This window comes from Streptomyces sp. NPDC042100, from assembly GCF_055582325.1.
The window spans coordinates 346,372-360,264 of record NZ_JBVJDK010000005.1 but is presented as its reverse complement, the minus strand read 5'-3'; the positions used below and the strand labels follow the sequence as shown (position 1 = coordinate 360,264).

The following is a 13,893-nucleotide window of genomic DNA, read 5'->3' as shown; positions in this document are numbered from 1 at the left end:
AAACAGTCGGTACCGCTGAGTAGTGCTATCGGATTATGGCGTCCGGCGGGCCCTGTCGGCCATGCCGTCCGGGAATTGCCGTGCCCGGTTGTCAGTGCCGGGCCGTACGGTGGGCGGCATGGAGAGCGAGGGTCCGGTGACACCCCGGACGGCGGGGCGGGCGGAGTGGACGGTGGTGCCGAGCGCCATCGGTCCGCTGCTGCTCGCCGCCACGGAGCGGGGCCTGGCGAGTGTCGTCTTCCACGCGGACGACCGGGTGCGCGAGCGGGCGCTGGGACGGCTGGCGGGGGCGCTGGGCGGGGAGCTCGTGGGGTGTTCCACGGGGCTGCTGGCGGAGCCGGTGCGGCAGCTCGCGGCTTATTTCGACGAGGGGCTCCGGAGCTTCGACGTCAAGCTCGACTGGTCGCTGGTGTCCGGATTCAACCGGCAGGTGCTGCGCGAGCTGGCGGCGGGCGTGCCGTACGGCACGGTGGTGGGGTACGGGGAGCTGGCCCGCCGGGTCGGGCAGCCGGGGGCGGCCCAGGCGGTGGGGGCGGCGATGGGCGCCAATCCGCTGCCGGTGGTGGTGCCGTGCCACCGGGTGGTGGAGCGCGACGGGGGCATCGGCGGCTTCGGCGGCGGCCTGGAGACCAAGCGCCGGCTGCTCGCCCTGGAAGGGGTGCTGCCGGAGCCGCTGTTCTGAGCCGGGGCCGTCCCGGGCGGGCCGCTCCCGGCGTTCCCACGCTGTGGGAAGGCTGGCACTATGCGTAAGTGACCAGCACCCCAGACGCCCCTGACGCCGTCCAGTCGGACGGGATATCCGGCCCCCTCTCCCCCGCGCGGCTCCCGGCGCTGCGGCGGCGCATCCAGGCGGTGCTGATCGCCACCCAGATCCTGGGCGGGCTCGGCATCGCCACCGGAGTGGCGCTGGCCGCGGTCCTCGCCAAGGAGGTCAGCGGTACGGAGGCGCTGTCGGGGCTCGCCTCGACGGCGTCGGTGGCGGGTCCGGCGCTGCTCGCGATGCCGCTCGCCTCGCTGATGACGCGGCGCGGACGGCGTGCCGGTCTGGTCCTCGCCTATCTGGTCGGCGCGGTCGGCGCGGGGGTCGCGGTGCTGGGCGCGGTCCTCGGCAGCTTCCCGGTGCTGCTGCTCGGCCTGGTGGGTTTCGGGGCGGGTTCCTCGGCCAATCTCGCGGCCCGCTTCGCCGCCGCCGACCTGGCCGAGCCGGACCGGCGGGCGCGGGCCATCTCCACGGTCGTGTGGGCCACCACCATCGGCGCCGTCCTCGGGCCCAACATCGCCGCCCCGGCCGGGGAGTCCGTGGCGGGTCTCGGCATCCCGGTGGCGGCCGGGCCCTTCGTCTGGGCGTCGGGCGTGTTCGTGGTCTCGGCCCTCGTGGTGGCCCTGCTGCTGCGCCCCGACCCGCTCCTGACGGCGCGTGCGCTGGCGGGCCCCGAGGGGGACGAGGCGGCGGAGGGGCGCTCCCTGAAGGCGGGGTTCCGGGCGGTCCGGGAGTCCTCGCGGGCCCGGCTCGCCCTGGTCACGGTGGCCGGCTCGCACACGGCGATGGTGTCGATCATGTCGATGACCCCGGTCGCGCTCAGCCACCACGGGGCGGACATCCGGCTGATCGGGCTGGTGATCAGCGGGCACATCGCGGGCATGTACGCGTTCTCGCCGGTGATGGGCTGGCTGTCGGACCGGCTCGGCCGGCTGACGGTGATCGGCCTCGCCGTCGCCCTGATCGCGGTCGCCGCGCTCCTCGCGGGCACCGCCGGGGCGAGCCACGGGCAGACCGCGCTGGGCCTGTTCGTGCTCGGCCTGGGCTGGTCGGCCGGGCTGGTCTCCGGCTCGGCGCTCCTGACGGACTCGGTCCCGCAGGCCGCCAGGGCGGCCGTGCAGGGCGTCTCCGACTTCATCATGAACACCTCGGCCGGCGTGGGCGGTCTCGCGGCGGGGCTCATCGTCTCGACGGCGGGCTACGGCTGGCTGAACGCGGTGGGCGCCTGCCTGCTGGTCCCGATGGCGCTGCTGGCGCTGCGCGGCGCGGCCCGGCGGGCCTGAGGGACCGATACCGGGCCGCCCTGGGCGCCCGCCAGGCCCCCCCGGCCCGCCGCCCGCGCGGGCGTCAGCGCGGCACCACCGGCGAGCTCGCCCCCTCCGCCGTCCGGCGCGGCGCCCCGGTCCCGTCGGCCGGCACGCTCCACACCGCGCCCCCGTAGGCGTACGCGACCGTGCCGGGGCCGGTCCAGGAGGCCTGGTCGTCGACGGAACGGGTCTCGGCGAGCGGGTGTTCGCGCAGGGTGGCGAGGTCGAGGACGTACAGCCGCCAGGGTGCGGCGGGGTCGGTGGAGACCTTCTTCTTGTAGGCGATCCGGGTGCCGTCCGGGGAGAGCGAGGGGCACTCGACATTCTCCTTGAGCGCGCGCGCCGACCATGTCCGCAGGTCGCCCTGGACGAGGTAGGTGTGCCCGCCGGTGGCGACGGTGGCGTAGAAGCGGTTGTCGTCGGCGGCGAAGGAGACGCCCCAGTAGTTGACGTCGGGGGCGTGGTGGCGGCGCCCGTCCAGGGTGAGCGGGATCTGCTCGATGTTCTTGATCAGGTAGCCGGTGCGCAGGTCGAGGATGGAGGTCCGGGTGGCGAACGCGGAGGTGTTGTAGGAGTCGCCGCTGGCGAAGGCCGTCCAGGCGAGCACCTGGCCGGAGGCGGAGACCCGGGCCCGGTTGGGGATGCCGGGCAGGCTCATCCGGCGCACCTCCTTCAGCCGCCGGTCGAGCACCAGGACGTACGAGCGGGCGGGGAGGCCGGGGCGGCGCTGGAGGCAGAGGGCGGTGCCCCCGGCGGCGTGGAAGCGGTCGCAGCGGGGCCCGCCGGCGATCCGGCCGCCGGGCGCCGCCGGGTCCTGGCGGGCGACGCGGCCGGTGGCGGTGTCGCGGAACCAGAGCGCGTCTCGGGGCCCGTCGAGTCCGAAACCCGCGTCGGCGCCCGTGTTCGCCGCGTTCGGGTGCTCGGCGGCGGCGCGCAGGGTGTAGGCGGTGGCGCCGCCGAGGAGCAGCAGGGTGCCGAGGACGAGTGCCCACAGACGACGGGCGGTCATGGCGTGGTCCTTCCGTGCGGGGGTTCGGCGGGCAGCAGACGGGCCGCGCAGCAGAGGGCCGCGAGAAGCCCGGCGCAGGCGAGGAGGAGGGCGGTGGACGGGCCCCAGAAGGTCCAGGCGGCGCCGAAGCCGGTGGCGGCGGCGACCTTGGCGAGGGCTTGGGCGGTCTGGACGACGGCGAGGCCGCCGGCCCGCCGGCCGGCGGGGAGCAGCGGTCCGGTGAGCGCCATGAGGACGCCGTCGGTGGCCGCGTAGAAGACCCCGAGGAGGGCGAGGACGCCGCCGACGAGGACCGCGTCCGGGAGGGGGGCGAGGAGCAGGGCCATGGCGAGGAGCAGGGCGCCGTGCCCGTACAGGAAGGGGCGGCGGCGGCCCACGCGGTCGGCGAGCCGTCCGGCGGGGACGGCGAGCAGCAGATAGCCGGCCGCCGCGCCGAGCGGCAGGAACGGGAACCAGGTGGCGTCCAGGCCGGTCCGGTGCTGGAGCAGCAGGTAGAGGAAGGCGTCGCCGACGGTGGCCGCGCCGAGCAGCGCGGCGGCGAGCGCGACCCGGCGCACGGCGGGCAGCCGGAGCGGGGCGAGGGGGCGGAGCGCGGCGGAGGGGCGGCGCGGGGCCCGCGCGGGGGGCGCCGTCGCGCGGGCGCCGCCGGGGACGAGGACGGCGAGGAGCAGCACGCCGAGGAGCCCGACGCAGAAGCTGACGACGAAGACGGCGTCGTACGCGTCGGCGGTCGCCCACAGCAGCGCGAAGGCGGCCAGGGGGCCGAGGAGGGCGCCGGTGGTGTCCATGGCCCGGTGCACGCCGAAGGCGCGGCCGAGGGCCTCGGGCGGGGTTTCGAGGGTGATGAGGGCGTCGCGCGGGGCGGTCCGGATGCCCTTGCCGAGCCGGTCGGCGGCGAGGGAGGCGGCGATGAGGCCGGTGGCGCCGCCCGCGAGGAGCAGGCCGAGCCGGGAGCAGGCGGAGAGGGCGTAGCCGATCCCGGCGATCCGCTTGTGCCGGCCGCCCCGGTCGGCGGCGTGGCCGCCGATCAGCCGGACGAGCGCCGTGGCGCCGTTGAACAGGCCGTCGAGGAAGCCGAACTGGAGCGGTGTCAGGCCGAGGCCGAGGACCAGGTAGAGGGGCAGGACGGCGGTGACCATCTCGGAGGACACGTCGGTGACGAGGCTGACGGTGCCGAGGGCGAGGACGGTGGCGGGGACGCGCCGCCGCACCCCGGAGGGTGCGGGCGGCGCGTCGCGGCGACCGGTGGTCGCGAGGTACATCAGTGGCAGGTGTAGGTCGGGCCGGTGTCCTTGACCGAGCCGTCGGTGCCGACGTACTGCCAGGTGTACGTGGTGTCGGTGAAGTCCAGCTTCAGCACCCCGTACGGGCCGCTGATCCGCTTCTGGCTGTTGGGCTGGACGGTCTCGATGGGGTAGGGCTCGGCGCCGCCCATGCCGCCGACGATCTCGACGATGCCGTCGGCGGTCGCCTTGCCGTTCGGGTCCTGCGGGGCGAAGCGCTCGTAGTGGTGGTCGTGCCCGTTGAGGACGAGGTCGGTCTTGGCGGCGTAGAGGATCTGCCAGACGGGCTTGGAGACGGGGTCGTTGCCGTGGCCGCCGGAGGAGTACAGCGGGTGGTGGAAGTAGGCGGCGACGCAGCCCTTGGCGTTGCGGGCGAGGTCGTCCTTGAGCCACTGGATCTGGGCGGGGTCGTCGAAGGAGTTGGAGTCGAGGGCGACGAAGTGCCAGTTTCCCTCGTCGTAGCTGTAGTACGACTTGCCCTGGGGGTACGCGATCGAGCCGAAGTACGCCTTGTAGCCGGCGAGCGAGCCGGCCGGGTCGTAGGTCTCGTGGTTGCCGGGAATGGGGCGGGTCTTGGCCTTGAAGGCGCCCCAGGTCTTGTCGTAGTAGGCGCGGTAGTCGCTGAGGCGGGCGTCGTCGTACTGGTTGTCGCCCATCGTCAGATAGAACTTCGGGTCGATCCGCTGGGCCTGGGCCGCGGTCTTGGGGTGGGCGCAGGAGCTGCTGGAGGCGGTGCACTGGGCGGCGATGTCACCGGCGGCGACGACGGTGAAGGCGCCGGTGGGCGGGGTGGTGCCGTCCGTCGTCCCGTACACCTCGACCTCGTAGAGGGAGTAGCCGTACGCGGTGCCACGGGCGGTGCCGTAGACGCGTAGATAGCGGCCCTTTCCGGAGAGGCCGGTCCAGTCGTCGGTGCCTCCGTTGCCCGCGGTCTCGGTGACGACGGCGGTCCAGGTCGCGCCGTCGGCGGAGACCTCGACGCGGTAGGCCTTGGCGTAGGCGGCCTCCCAGGAGAGGCGGACGCGGCTGACGGTGGCGGGGGCGCCGAGGTCGACGCGCAGCCACTGGGGGTCGGAGCCCTCGGCGCTGGCCCAGCGGGTGGCGGAGTCGCCGTCGAAGGCCTTGGCGGGGGTGAGGGTGGAGTCCTCGTTGGAGGAGGAGGTGGCGGGCCGGCCGCGGGAGAGCAGCGGGTCGGCGGCGTCGGCGCGCCCGGGGGCGGCGAGGAGGAGGCCGCCGGTCAGCAGGACGAGGGCGGCGAGGAGGAGGGACAGGACGGAGCGGCGTGGTGGGGCGGAGGCGTACAGGCGCATACCTGGGGCTCCCTGGCCTGGGGACGGCGAGAGCTGGACACCGGTGCGGGCAGCGCGGCCCGGCCCGCGTGGCAGGGAGCGCCACGGGGCGTGCTGCGGTGCACGGCGGCCGGGTCAGAGCTCTCGCTGAGCGCGTCACGCCCGCTCCCGGGTGGTCCCGGGCGCGGGCGCCGCGCCAAGCCGCTGCCGGGATCGTAGTGGATAGGAAAGTTTCCTACCAGACCACGGAGCGGTGTCCTCCGAAAGCCGTCGGAGGAAGATTCGGAAGCCGGCCGGAAGCCGATCCGGAGACCGATACGGCAGCCGATCCGGAAGTCGGGCCGGGGGCTGGTTCGGAGGCCGGCCCGGAGGCTGCTTCGGAGGTCGATCCGGAAGGCTGCTTCGGCAGCCGGTCCGGAGGCCGGCTCAGAGGCTGATGTGGTACGCCTTGCGCAGGGTCTCGTGGACGGTCCAGGTGGTGCGGTCGCCCTCGCGGAGCACGCACGCGTCGCCGGGACCGATCTCCAGGGTCTCGCCGCCCTCGACCTCGACGGTGGCGCGGCCGCTGACGACGACGAAGAGCTCGTTGGCCTCGGTGTCGGTGACCACGCCGGGGGTGATCTGCCAGATGCCGCGCAGCTGCTTGCCGTCGGCGGACTCCCACAGGACCTTGCCGGTCACCTCGGGGGTGCCGGAGACGATCTGGCCGGGGTCGAGCGGCTCGGCTTCGAGCTCGGCATCGGGGATGTGGACGGCGAACGAGGGCTGCGCGTGAGTGGTCATGGCCGGTGACTGTAGCGGGGCCCGGGAGCCGCCCGGGGGCCGGGACCGCCTGGACGGACTCCCTCCGTTTCCCGCTCCGACCAGGCACTTCTCCGGTGGCTCCGGGACAACGGAATCCGCAGGAGGGGTTTGGCGCCGGGGCACGCGCGAAGGGGCGGGCGAAGGCGACCGGGAGGGGGTGCGGGGCACCGAATCCGTAGGGGCGAGCGTGCGGAACGGGCGCACGGAGAGGGCGTGCGGAGAGGGCGCACGGAAAGGGCGTACGGAGAGGGCGTACGGAGAGGCGCGGGCGCGCGCGGGCACGCGGAAGCCGCCGGCCGCGCGCGTCGGGGTGCCGGAGGTCGCCTGCCCCGCCCCGCCATCCCCGGGTGCGCGGGAGGCGCGGGAGGCCACGGCGCCGCCAGGGACGGGCACTTCCGGCCAGTGGTACCGAAAACGGCTCACCGCGCGGAGGAGGGAGAACCGCGTCGCCGCAGGTCAGCGACGGCGTCTCGGGTGGGCCCCATGGCGGGCTGGCGAGTTGTGGCCGACCCCCTGGCAACGGTCCCGCGCGGGCCCCACACTCCAACCGGAACACCCCGCTCCTCCTCCCCAACCCCCACCACGGACAGGAGAGTGCGATGCCCCCCACCCGAACCCTCACCCGCGCGGCCGTGCTCGGCGCGGCGGTCCTGCTGACCGCCGCCACGGCCCTCCCCACCGCCTCCGGAGCCACCGCCTCCGGAAGCACCGCCTCCGGGACCGCCGTCGCCGGAGCCACGGCCGCTCCGGGCGCCGCTCCGGCGACGAACGGCGCCGCCCCCGGGGCCGACTACAAGGCCGCCCACGACACCCTCGGCCCGCAGCGGCTCACCCCCGCCCAGCGCAGACTCGCCGCCGCCAAGCAGGCCGCCGCGGACCGTCCGGCCACGACGGCCACCCGCGCGCTCACCGGATACAAGCTCTCCGGCGCCCTCCACCAGTCCCAGCAGACCTCCTACTGGTGCGGCCCGGCCGCCCTGGTGATCACCCAGTCCGCCCACGACGAGGTCGCCGGCCGCTCGCAGCGGGCGGCGGCGACGCTGCTGCGGACGACCACCGCCGGGACCGCCTGGTACGGCATCGACATCGACGTGCCGAACCCGACCGGCTACCCGATGGCGGACGCCCTGAACGCCCGCCTGCCCGGCGCCGGTTACGTGCCCCGGGCCCTCCCGTACACCCCGACCGCCGCCGACAAGGCCGCCTTCCGGCGGCACATCACCCACAACACCGACAACGACTACGCCATCGCGGGCAACGCCTGGGAGGTGCCGGGCGGCCCGCACCTCGTGGGGCACCCCAACGTCGAGATCTTCCACTGGGTCTCGATCGACGGTTACAACACCGGCACGGCGGCCGGGCAGGTCGACTACCTCGACCCGGTCGGCGGGGTCAGCACCGGCGTCATCTCCTGGGCGGGCGCGGTGCCGAAGTCCGCGCACATCTCGTCCGACACCCTCACCACCATCATGGGCGGCCGTGGATACGTCTGGTAGACGCCGTCTCCCGCGTCTCCGTCCCCCGGGTCTCCGCCTCCTGCCGGTGCCGCTCCTGACGGCCGCCCTGCTGCTCGCGGGCTGCTCCCCTGGTGACGGCACCGGCGGCGGCACGGACGGCAAGGGTGCCCCGCCCGCGCCGACGTCCTCCCCGTTCGCGGCCCCGGCTCCAGCCCCGGCCCCAGCTCCAGCCCCGGCCCCGGCCCCAGACGCGGAGGCCTGCCGGGTCCCGCTGCCCGCCGCCTGGCGCGCCGCCTTCGCCGCGGGCGAGTACCGCCCGCCGCCGGGCGAGCAGGCCGTCCTCACCGAGACCGGACCGGGCTGGACGGTGCTCCAGCTCAGCGGCCCCGCCGGGCGCCGCGCCGCCCTCGTACGCCGTGGCGGGGCGGCCCCGGAGACCCTGCTCCGGCTCGCCGACCCCGTCGAACACCAGCTGCTGGCGGCGGACTTCGACGGGCGCCGCTGGGCCGTCCTCGCCGTCCTGGAGGGCCGGACCCTGGACAGCCCCTGGAGCCTGTACGTGTGGGACGCCACGACCGGCGCGGCGCGGCGGCTCGCCCGCGCCGACCGGCCGGGCCCGCTCCCCCGCCCGTACGTCCGCGACGGCACCGTGGTGTGGGCGCAGGGCACCGGCTCCGGCACGGCCGCCGTGCTCGCGGCCCCGGCCGCCGGCGGCGCCCCGCGCGCGTGGCACACGGGTGTGCTGGACGGGCCGTTCACCGCGGGCGGCCTGCTGGTGTGGCGCGAGGCCGCGGGCGGCGGGACCCGGCTGGCCGCCATCTCCCTGCGGGACGGGCGCCCGGCGGCGCTGCCCCCGCCGATCGCCGCGCTGCGCGACATCCGGGCGGCGGTCTCCGACGGCCGGAGCTGGGCCTGGGTGGCGGGCGAGAGCGCGCCACGCCTGATGGTGTGGCGCGCGGGCGAGTCCCGGCCCTCGGCCGCCGTGACCGGCTCCCTCGCCGCCGACGGCATGGACCAGCTCCGCGTCTCCGGCCGCCTGGTCACCTGGCGCACCCCGGAGACCTCCTACGCCCTGGACCTGGTCGCGCGCGCGTACGCCGAACTCACCCCCGCCTACGGCTACGCGCAGGCGGCGGGCGGCGGGCTGGCCCTCGCGTACAGCGTCGGCGACGCGAAGACGGCCGGGGCCCGCCCGGTGATCCAGGTGGTGGACGCGGACCGGCTGCCCGGCCTGCCGGGATGCGGCTGACCGGGGTGCGGCCGGCCGGGGTGCGGCCGAAACGCCCGCCCGCGCGGGGGCGCGTTGTGGCCGATGCGCGCCACCGAGGTTTGCGGGGACCGGAGTTGCGTCAGAGATCCCCCATGTCCACACAGGTGTCCGAGGAGGTACGGGAGGCGCTCCACGAGCGGCGTCCCGTCGTCGCGCTGGAATCGACGATCATCGCGCACGGTCTGCCGCGCCCGCGCAACCTGGCGGTGGCCCGCGAGCTGGAGGCGCTGGTGCGGGAGGGCGGGGCGGTCCCCGCCACCATCGCCGTGCTCGACGGCACGGCCCGGATCGGCCTGGACGAGGCGGGGCTGACCCGGATCGCGGAGGACCCGGCGGTACGGAAGCTGGGGCACCGAGATCTGGCACCCGCGCTCGCGACCGGCGCGACGGGCGCGACGACGGTCTCCGCGACGGCCTGGCTCGCGGACGCGGCGGGCATCCGGGTCTTCGCGACCGGCGGGCTCGGCGGCGTCCACCGGGAGTGGGCCGAGACCCAGGACGAATCGGCCGACCTGCGCCTGCTCGCCCAGGTCGGCGTCACCGTCGTGTGCGCGGGGGTCAAGTCGATCCTGGACGTACCGGCGACGCTCCAGCGCCTGGAGACCCTCGGGGTCACCGTCGTCGGCTACGGGACGGACCGCTTCCCCGGCTTCTACCTGGCCTCCTCGGGCGAGCCCGTCGACTGGACCCTGCGCGACCCGCGCGAGGTGGCGGCGGTGATACGCGCGCAGGACACCCTCGGCGGCCCGCGCGCGGCGCTGATCGTCGCCAACCCCGTCCCGCGCGGGGAGCAGTTGGACCCGGAGCTGCACGACCGGGTGCTCGCCCAGGGCCTGGCGGCGGCGAAGGAGAAGGGCGTCACGGGGCAGGCGGTCACGCCCTTCCTGCTCGACCATCTGACCGTCCACACCGAGGGCGCGTCCCTGGAGGCCAATCTCGCGGCGGTACGGGGCAATGTGCGGCTCGCGGCGCGGATCGCGGCGGCCTACCGCGAGCGGCCGTGACCGGCGCGGGCGGGCTGCTGGTCGTCGGGGACGTCGTCACGGACGTCGTCGCCCGGCACCGCGAGCCCCTGAAGGCCGCGACCGACACCCCCGCGCGGATCCGCACCCTTCCGGGCGGCGCGGGGGCGAACGTGGCCTGCTGGGCCGCCCGTTCGGGCTGCGCGGACGTCCGGCTGCTCGGGCGGGTGGGCACCGACTCGGCGTCCTGGCACGGGGCGGAGCTGCGCCGCGCGGGCGTGCGGCCCCTGCTCGCCGTGGACCCGGACGCGCCGACCGCGTCGGTCATCGCGCTGGTGGGGCCGGACGCGGAGCGCACGTTCCTCACCGACAGCGGGGCCTCGCTGCGGCTGGCGCCCGGGGACTGGTCGCCGGAGCTGCTGACCGGGATCGCCCGGGTGCACCTGTCGGGGTATCTGTTCTTCGCCGCACCGAGCCGGGAGACGGCCGCGCGGGTGCTGGCGGACGCGCGGGCGGCGGGCGTGCCGGTGAGCGTGGACCCGGCGTCGGCCGGGTTCCTGGCGGAGCTGGGCGCGGACCGCTTCCTCGGGGCCGCGGCGGGTGCCGCCTGCCTGCTGCCCAACGCGGACGAGGCCCGGGTGCTGACGGGGCTGCCCCGCGCGGACGAGGCGGCGGCGGCCCTGAGCCTGCGCTTCCCGCTGGTCGCGGTCACCCTGGGCGGCGAGGGCGCCGTCCTCGCCGCCGACGGGCGGGTGACGGCCCGGGTGGGCGCGCCGCCGGTCCGGCCGGTGGACTCCACCGGCGCCGGGGACGCCTTCACGGGCGCCTTCCTGGCCGCCCTGCTGGCCGGCGCGGCCCCGTCCCGGGCCGCCGTCGCGGGCTGCCACGCGGGCGCCGAGGCCGTCACCCGCGTGGGCGGCCGCCCGGAGCCGGGACGGCCACCGGGCGGGGCGGGGGCCTGACACGCGGCGCGGGGCGAGAGCTCGGCACTCGGCGGAGGGGAGGCGCGGCACCACGCTGCCGAGCGGAGGCGTAGCCCGCGCTACGGGGAGCCGCCGCCTCACGCGCAAGCCGCACGCGTAAGCGGCACGCGCCTCACCCGCCCCCGGCGCGGAAGCCCGCCCAGGCCGGCCGTCGCGGGTCGTCCACGCGGACGACGGCGTCGGCGGCGTCGGCCGGGCCGACCTCCTGCTCGTACCGCTCGAAGGCGGGCAGGGTCCAAGGCTCCTCGGTGCGGCGGGCCAGGGCGGCGGGCGACAGGCGCAGATGGACCGTCAGGTCGAAGGGGAACCAGCGGCCGAGCAGGAAGGGGCCGTGCAGGACCAGCACGCCGCCGGGCGGCAGCGGTACGGCGGGACTGCGGGTGGCGCGGTCGGTGACCGGGTCCCACAGGTCGGGCAGGACCCGCCCGGAGCCGCCCGCCTCCAGCGGCCCGAAGACCTCCCGCCACAGCGCCCCGGTGTCGGACCAGCCGCCGTAGTAGGTGTCCGGGTCCCGCTTGCCGTACTCGAAGCGCAGCGAGGCGGGCCGCAGGAAGCCGCCCGTGCCGACCACGAGCACCGACCGGCCGCGCAGCCGCAGCGCCTCGGCGAGCCGCTCCGCGAACTCCGCGCCCGGCGCCGCCGGGGCGCCGTCCACACCCGCCTTGAGCCAGGCGCTCCCGTCGGCCGGCCGGGCCCCGTCGAGCCGGTCGGCCACCGCGTCGGCGAGCCGTTCCCAGCTGATCGCTTCGAATCGCATCCGTCCCGTCCTTGACCTTGTCGTTGGCGGCAGGGTTCGACCCTCACCGTATGGACACCAGCACGCAGCAGCACAACAGGGTCGTCGTGGTCACCGGGGCCGGGACGGGGATCGGCCGGGCCACCGCGCGGGCCTTCGCGCGCGAGGGGGCCGCGGTCCTCGCCGTCGGGCGCCGCCCGGAACCGCTCGCGGAGACCGCCGCCGGCTTCCCGGGCATCCGCCCCCTGGTCGCGGACATCACGGCGGACGGCGCGCCCGAGGCGATCACGGCGGCGGCCACCGACGCGTACGGACGGCTCGACGTGCTCGTCAACAACGCCGGGGTCGGCGGCGGCGGACCGCTCGGCACACTGGACCGCGAGACGATCGGCCCGCTCCTGGCGACCAACCTCGTCGCCCCGGTCCTGCTCGCCCAGGCCGCCGTCCCGGCGCTCGCGGCCGCCCGGGGCGTGATCGTCAACGTGACGACGACGATCGGCCAGCGCGGCTGGCCCAACGGCTCGGTCTACCCGGCGACGAAGAGCGCCCTGGAGACGCTGACCCGCTGCTGGGCCGTGGAACTCGCCCCGCGCGGGGTGCGGGTCGTCGCCGTCGCGCCGGGCGCGATCGAGACGCCGATCGCCGACCACATGGGGCTGTCCCCGGAACGCCGGAAGGCCCTGCGGGACTGGCAGCTCGCGCACATCCCGATGGGCCGGATCGGCCGCCCGGAGGACGTGGCCTGGGCGGTCACCGCGCTGGCCGCGCCGGGCGCCGGCTATCTGACGGGCACGGTGCTGCCCGTCGACGGGGGCGCCCTGGTGGCGTGAGGGCGGCGTGATACGACTGCGCGGGGAGGTGATGTCCTTGCGCATCGGCGAACTCGCCCGGCGGACGGGGACGACGGCACGCGCCCTGCGTCACTACGAGCAGGCGGGCCTGCTGGGCTCGGCACGCGCGGCCAACGGATACCGGGTGTACGAGGAGGGCGCGGTGGTGCGCGTCGCCAACATCCGCTACCTGCTGGACGCGGGTCTGACACTGGACGACGTGACCGCGTTCGCGAGCTGCCTCGACGGCGACCTGCCGTCCGTGCGGCCGTCCGCGCGGGGCCTGGAGATCGCCCGCGAACGCCTCGCCGTCCTCGACGCCCGCATCGCCGCCCAGACGACCGCCCGCGACCGCCTGGCGGCGACACTGGCGCGCTCCCGCGCGGGAGACGCGGGAGACGCGGGAGACCCGGGAGACGCGGAGAACGCACGGACCTACGCCGAGTAGGCCCCCGGAGCCCGCTCCGGCGCCCGCCCTCACCCTCCGCCCGCGCGGGCGCGCGCGGGCGTCGCCTCCGCCGCACCTGTCCTCACCCCGACCCCTGCCTCCGTCTCCACGACCTCCGCCCGCCCCGCCGCGACCGCGTCGGCGAGCGTCGTCTCGCCGTTCGCGAGGGCCCGGCAGGTCGCCGCGTCGGTCAGCAGGCGCAGTTCCGCGTCGGAGGCCGGGCCGTCCCCGTACTCCGCGCGGCCGTCGGCCCCCGCGCGTACGTGGAACTCCCCCTCGTCGAGGGTGACCTGGACGACCCGCGCGCCCAGCGGTTCGAGGGCGGTCAGGAGCGGGATCGCGAACCAGTGGGCGCGCACCGCGTCGGTGGGCCGGGGCTCGTGGAGGGCGGGTGCGCCCCAGGCGGCGAGGGCGCGCAGGACGGGGAGCAGGTCCCGGCCGCGGGCGGTGAGCTCGTACACGTACGCGGAGACGGGCGGCGGCAGCCGGCGGCGGGTGACCAGCTCGGCGCTCTCCATGTCCTTGAGCCGCCCGGCGAGCATGTCGGTGCTGACGCCCGGGAGGTCGGCGTGCAGATCGGTGTAGCGGCGCGGCCCGGCGAGGAGTTCACGGACGATCAGGAGCGTCCAGCGGTCGCCGACGGCGTCGAGGGCACGGGCTGCGGCGCAGTACTGGTCATAGCTTCGGCGGCGTGGCATGCGACGCAGTCTAGACATGTTGTTGGACTTTCCAAGCTCGAACTTGGTAAAACCAAG

Annotated in this window: 14 protein-coding genes; 8 read left to right on the top strand and 6 right to left on the bottom strand. The window is 76.3% G+C overall.

Annotation, left to right across the window (positions count from 1 at the left end):
* Positions 1 to 118: 118 nt before the first annotated feature.
* Entirely contained in the window at positions 119 to 682 is a 564-nt protein-coding gene (locus ACZ6J5_RS14050) for a methylated-DNA--[protein]-cysteine S-methyltransferase (protein WP_469391077.1), read from the top strand.
* 68 nt (positions 683 to 750) lie between these two features.
* Positions 751 to 2,043, top strand: a complete 1,293-nt coding sequence (locus ACZ6J5_RS14045) for an MFS transporter (RefSeq protein ID WP_469391075.1) — start codon at positions 751 to 753, stop codon at positions 2,041 to 2,043.
* Between the two features lie 64 nt (positions 2,044 to 2,107).
* Here ACZ6J5_RS14045 and ACZ6J5_RS14040 read toward each other — a convergent pair whose 3' ends face one another.
* The 4 genes from ACZ6J5_RS14040 to ACZ6J5_RS14025 all read right to left on the bottom strand — a co-directional run bounded on the left by ACZ6J5_RS14040 (position 2,108) and on the right by ACZ6J5_RS14025 (position 6,431).
* The gene (locus ACZ6J5_RS14040) at positions 2,108 to 3,076 is read right to left on the bottom strand and encodes a TolB-like translocation protein (RefSeq protein WP_469391074.1); all 969 of its coding nucleotides are present in this window, start codon (positions 3,074 to 3,076) and stop codon (positions 2,108 to 2,110) included.
* On the bottom strand, positions 3,073 to 4,338 hold the full coding sequence (locus tag ACZ6J5_RS14035; protein ID WP_469391072.1) for an MFS transporter: 1,266 nt from the start codon (positions 4,336 to 4,338) through the stop codon (positions 3,073 to 3,075). The genes ACZ6J5_RS14040 and ACZ6J5_RS14035 overlap by 4 nt, the downstream gene beginning before the upstream one ends.
* Complete coding sequence (locus tag ACZ6J5_RS14030; RefSeq protein ID WP_469391070.1) at positions 4,338 to 5,669, bottom strand: discoidin domain-containing protein; 1,332 nt, start codon at positions 5,667 to 5,669, stop codon at positions 4,338 to 4,340. Before ACZ6J5_RS14030 ends, ACZ6J5_RS14035 begins: the two co-directional genes overlap by 1 nt.
* A 405-nt stretch (positions 5,670 to 6,074) precedes the next feature.
* Entirely contained in the window at positions 6,075 to 6,431 is a 357-nt protein-coding gene (locus ACZ6J5_RS14025; RefSeq protein WP_469391069.1) for a cupin domain-containing protein, read from the bottom strand.
* Between the two features lie 620 nt (positions 6,432 to 7,051).
* Between ACZ6J5_RS14025 and ACZ6J5_RS14020 the strand changes: the two genes are divergently transcribed.
* The 4 genes from ACZ6J5_RS14020 to ACZ6J5_RS14005 all read left to right on the top strand — a co-directional run bounded on the left by ACZ6J5_RS14020 (position 7,052) and on the right by ACZ6J5_RS14005 (position 11,103).
* The gene (locus ACZ6J5_RS14020) at positions 7,052 to 7,948 is read left to right on the top strand and encodes a hypothetical protein (RefSeq protein ID WP_469391067.1); all 897 of its coding nucleotides are present in this window, start codon (positions 7,052 to 7,054) and stop codon (positions 7,946 to 7,948) included.
* Positions 7,949 to 7,994: 46 nt separating this feature from the next.
* A complete protein-coding gene (locus tag ACZ6J5_RS14015) occupies positions 7,995 to 9,158 on the top strand; it encodes a hypothetical protein (protein ID WP_469391065.1) in 1,164 nt (387 codons plus the stop codon).
* Between the two features lie 113 nt (positions 9,159 to 9,271).
* Positions 9,272 to 10,183, top strand: a complete 912-nt coding sequence (locus ACZ6J5_RS14010; protein WP_469391063.1) for a pseudouridine-5'-phosphate glycosidase — start codon at positions 9,272 to 9,274, stop codon at positions 10,181 to 10,183.
* Positions 10,180 to 11,103: a carbohydrate kinase family protein gene (locus ACZ6J5_RS14005; protein ID WP_469391061.1), complete on the top strand. Its 924-nt coding sequence runs from the start codon at positions 10,180 to 10,182 to the stop codon at positions 11,101 to 11,103. Before ACZ6J5_RS14010 ends, ACZ6J5_RS14005 begins: the two co-directional genes overlap by 4 nt.
* A 133-nt stretch (positions 11,104 to 11,236) precedes the next feature.
* On the opposite strand, the gene ACZ6J5_RS14000 is transcribed toward ACZ6J5_RS14005, so the two are convergent.
* Positions 11,237 to 11,881: a nucleoside/nucleotide kinase family protein gene (locus ACZ6J5_RS14000; protein WP_469391060.1), complete on the bottom strand. Its 645-nt coding sequence runs from the start codon at positions 11,879 to 11,881 to the stop codon at positions 11,237 to 11,239.
* A gap of 50 nt (positions 11,882 to 11,931) precedes the next feature.
* On the opposite strand from ACZ6J5_RS14000, the gene ACZ6J5_RS13995 reads away from it, so the two are divergent.
* The gene (locus tag ACZ6J5_RS13995; RefSeq protein ID WP_469391058.1) at positions 11,932 to 12,690 is read left to right on the top strand and encodes an SDR family NAD(P)-dependent oxidoreductase; all 759 of its coding nucleotides are present in this window, start codon (positions 11,932 to 11,934) and stop codon (positions 12,688 to 12,690) included.
* Positions 12,691 to 12,727: 37 nt separating this feature from the next.
* Positions 12,728 to 13,138 carry a MerR family transcriptional regulator gene (locus ACZ6J5_RS13990; protein ID WP_469391371.1) on the top strand — a complete coding sequence of 137 codons (411 nt, stop codon included), beginning with the start codon at positions 12,728 to 12,730 and terminating at the stop codon, positions 13,136 to 13,138.
* A 29-nt stretch (positions 13,139 to 13,167) separates the two neighbouring features.
* Here the strand turns inward: ACZ6J5_RS13990 and ACZ6J5_RS13985 are convergent, their stop codons facing one another.
* Positions 13,168 to 13,854 carry a winged helix-turn-helix transcriptional regulator gene (locus ACZ6J5_RS13985; protein WP_469391056.1) on the bottom strand — a complete coding sequence of 229 codons (687 nt, stop codon included), beginning with the start codon at positions 13,852 to 13,854 and terminating at the stop codon, positions 13,168 to 13,170.
* Between the last annotated feature and the right edge of the window lie 39 nt (positions 13,855 to 13,893).

Excerpts from the sequence above, each read along its gene's own strand:
- ACZ6J5_RS13985 (WP_469391056.1), bottom strand. The coding sequence starts at position 13,854 with ATGTCTAGACTGCGTCGCATGCCACGCCGCCGAAGCTATGACCAGTAC.
- ACZ6J5_RS13995 (WP_469391058.1), top strand. The coding sequence starts at position 11,932 with ATGGACACCAGCACGCAGCAGCACAACAGGGTCGTCGTGGTCACCGGG.
- ACZ6J5_RS14035 (WP_469391072.1), bottom strand. The coding sequence starts at position 4,338 with ATGTACCTCGCGACCACCGGTCGCCGCGACGCGCCGCCCGCACCCTCC.
- ACZ6J5_RS14000 (WP_469391060.1), bottom strand. The coding sequence starts at position 11,881 with ATGCGATTCGAAGCGATCAGCTGGGAACGGCTCGCCGACGCGGTGGCC.
- ACZ6J5_RS14025 (WP_469391069.1), bottom strand. The coding sequence starts at position 6,431 with ATGACCACTCACGCGCAGCCCTCGTTCGCCGTCCACATCCCCGATGCC.
- ACZ6J5_RS14010 (WP_469391063.1), top strand. The coding sequence starts at position 9,272 with ATGTCCACACAGGTGTCCGAGGAGGTACGGGAGGCGCTCCACGAGCGG.
- ACZ6J5_RS14040 (WP_469391074.1), bottom strand. The coding sequence starts at position 3,076 with ATGACCGCCCGTCGTCTGTGGGCACTCGTCCTCGGCACCCTGCTGCTC.
- ACZ6J5_RS14050 (WP_469391077.1), top strand. The coding sequence starts at position 119 with ATGGAGAGCGAGGGTCCGGTGACACCCCGGACGGCGGGGCGGGCGGAG.
- ACZ6J5_RS14020 (WP_469391067.1), top strand. The coding sequence starts at position 7,052 with ATGCCCCCCACCCGAACCCTCACCCGCGCGGCCGTGCTCGGCGCGGCG.
- ACZ6J5_RS14030 (WP_469391070.1), bottom strand. The coding sequence starts at position 5,669 with ATGCGCCTGTACGCCTCCGCCCCACCACGCCGCTCCGTCCTGTCCCTC.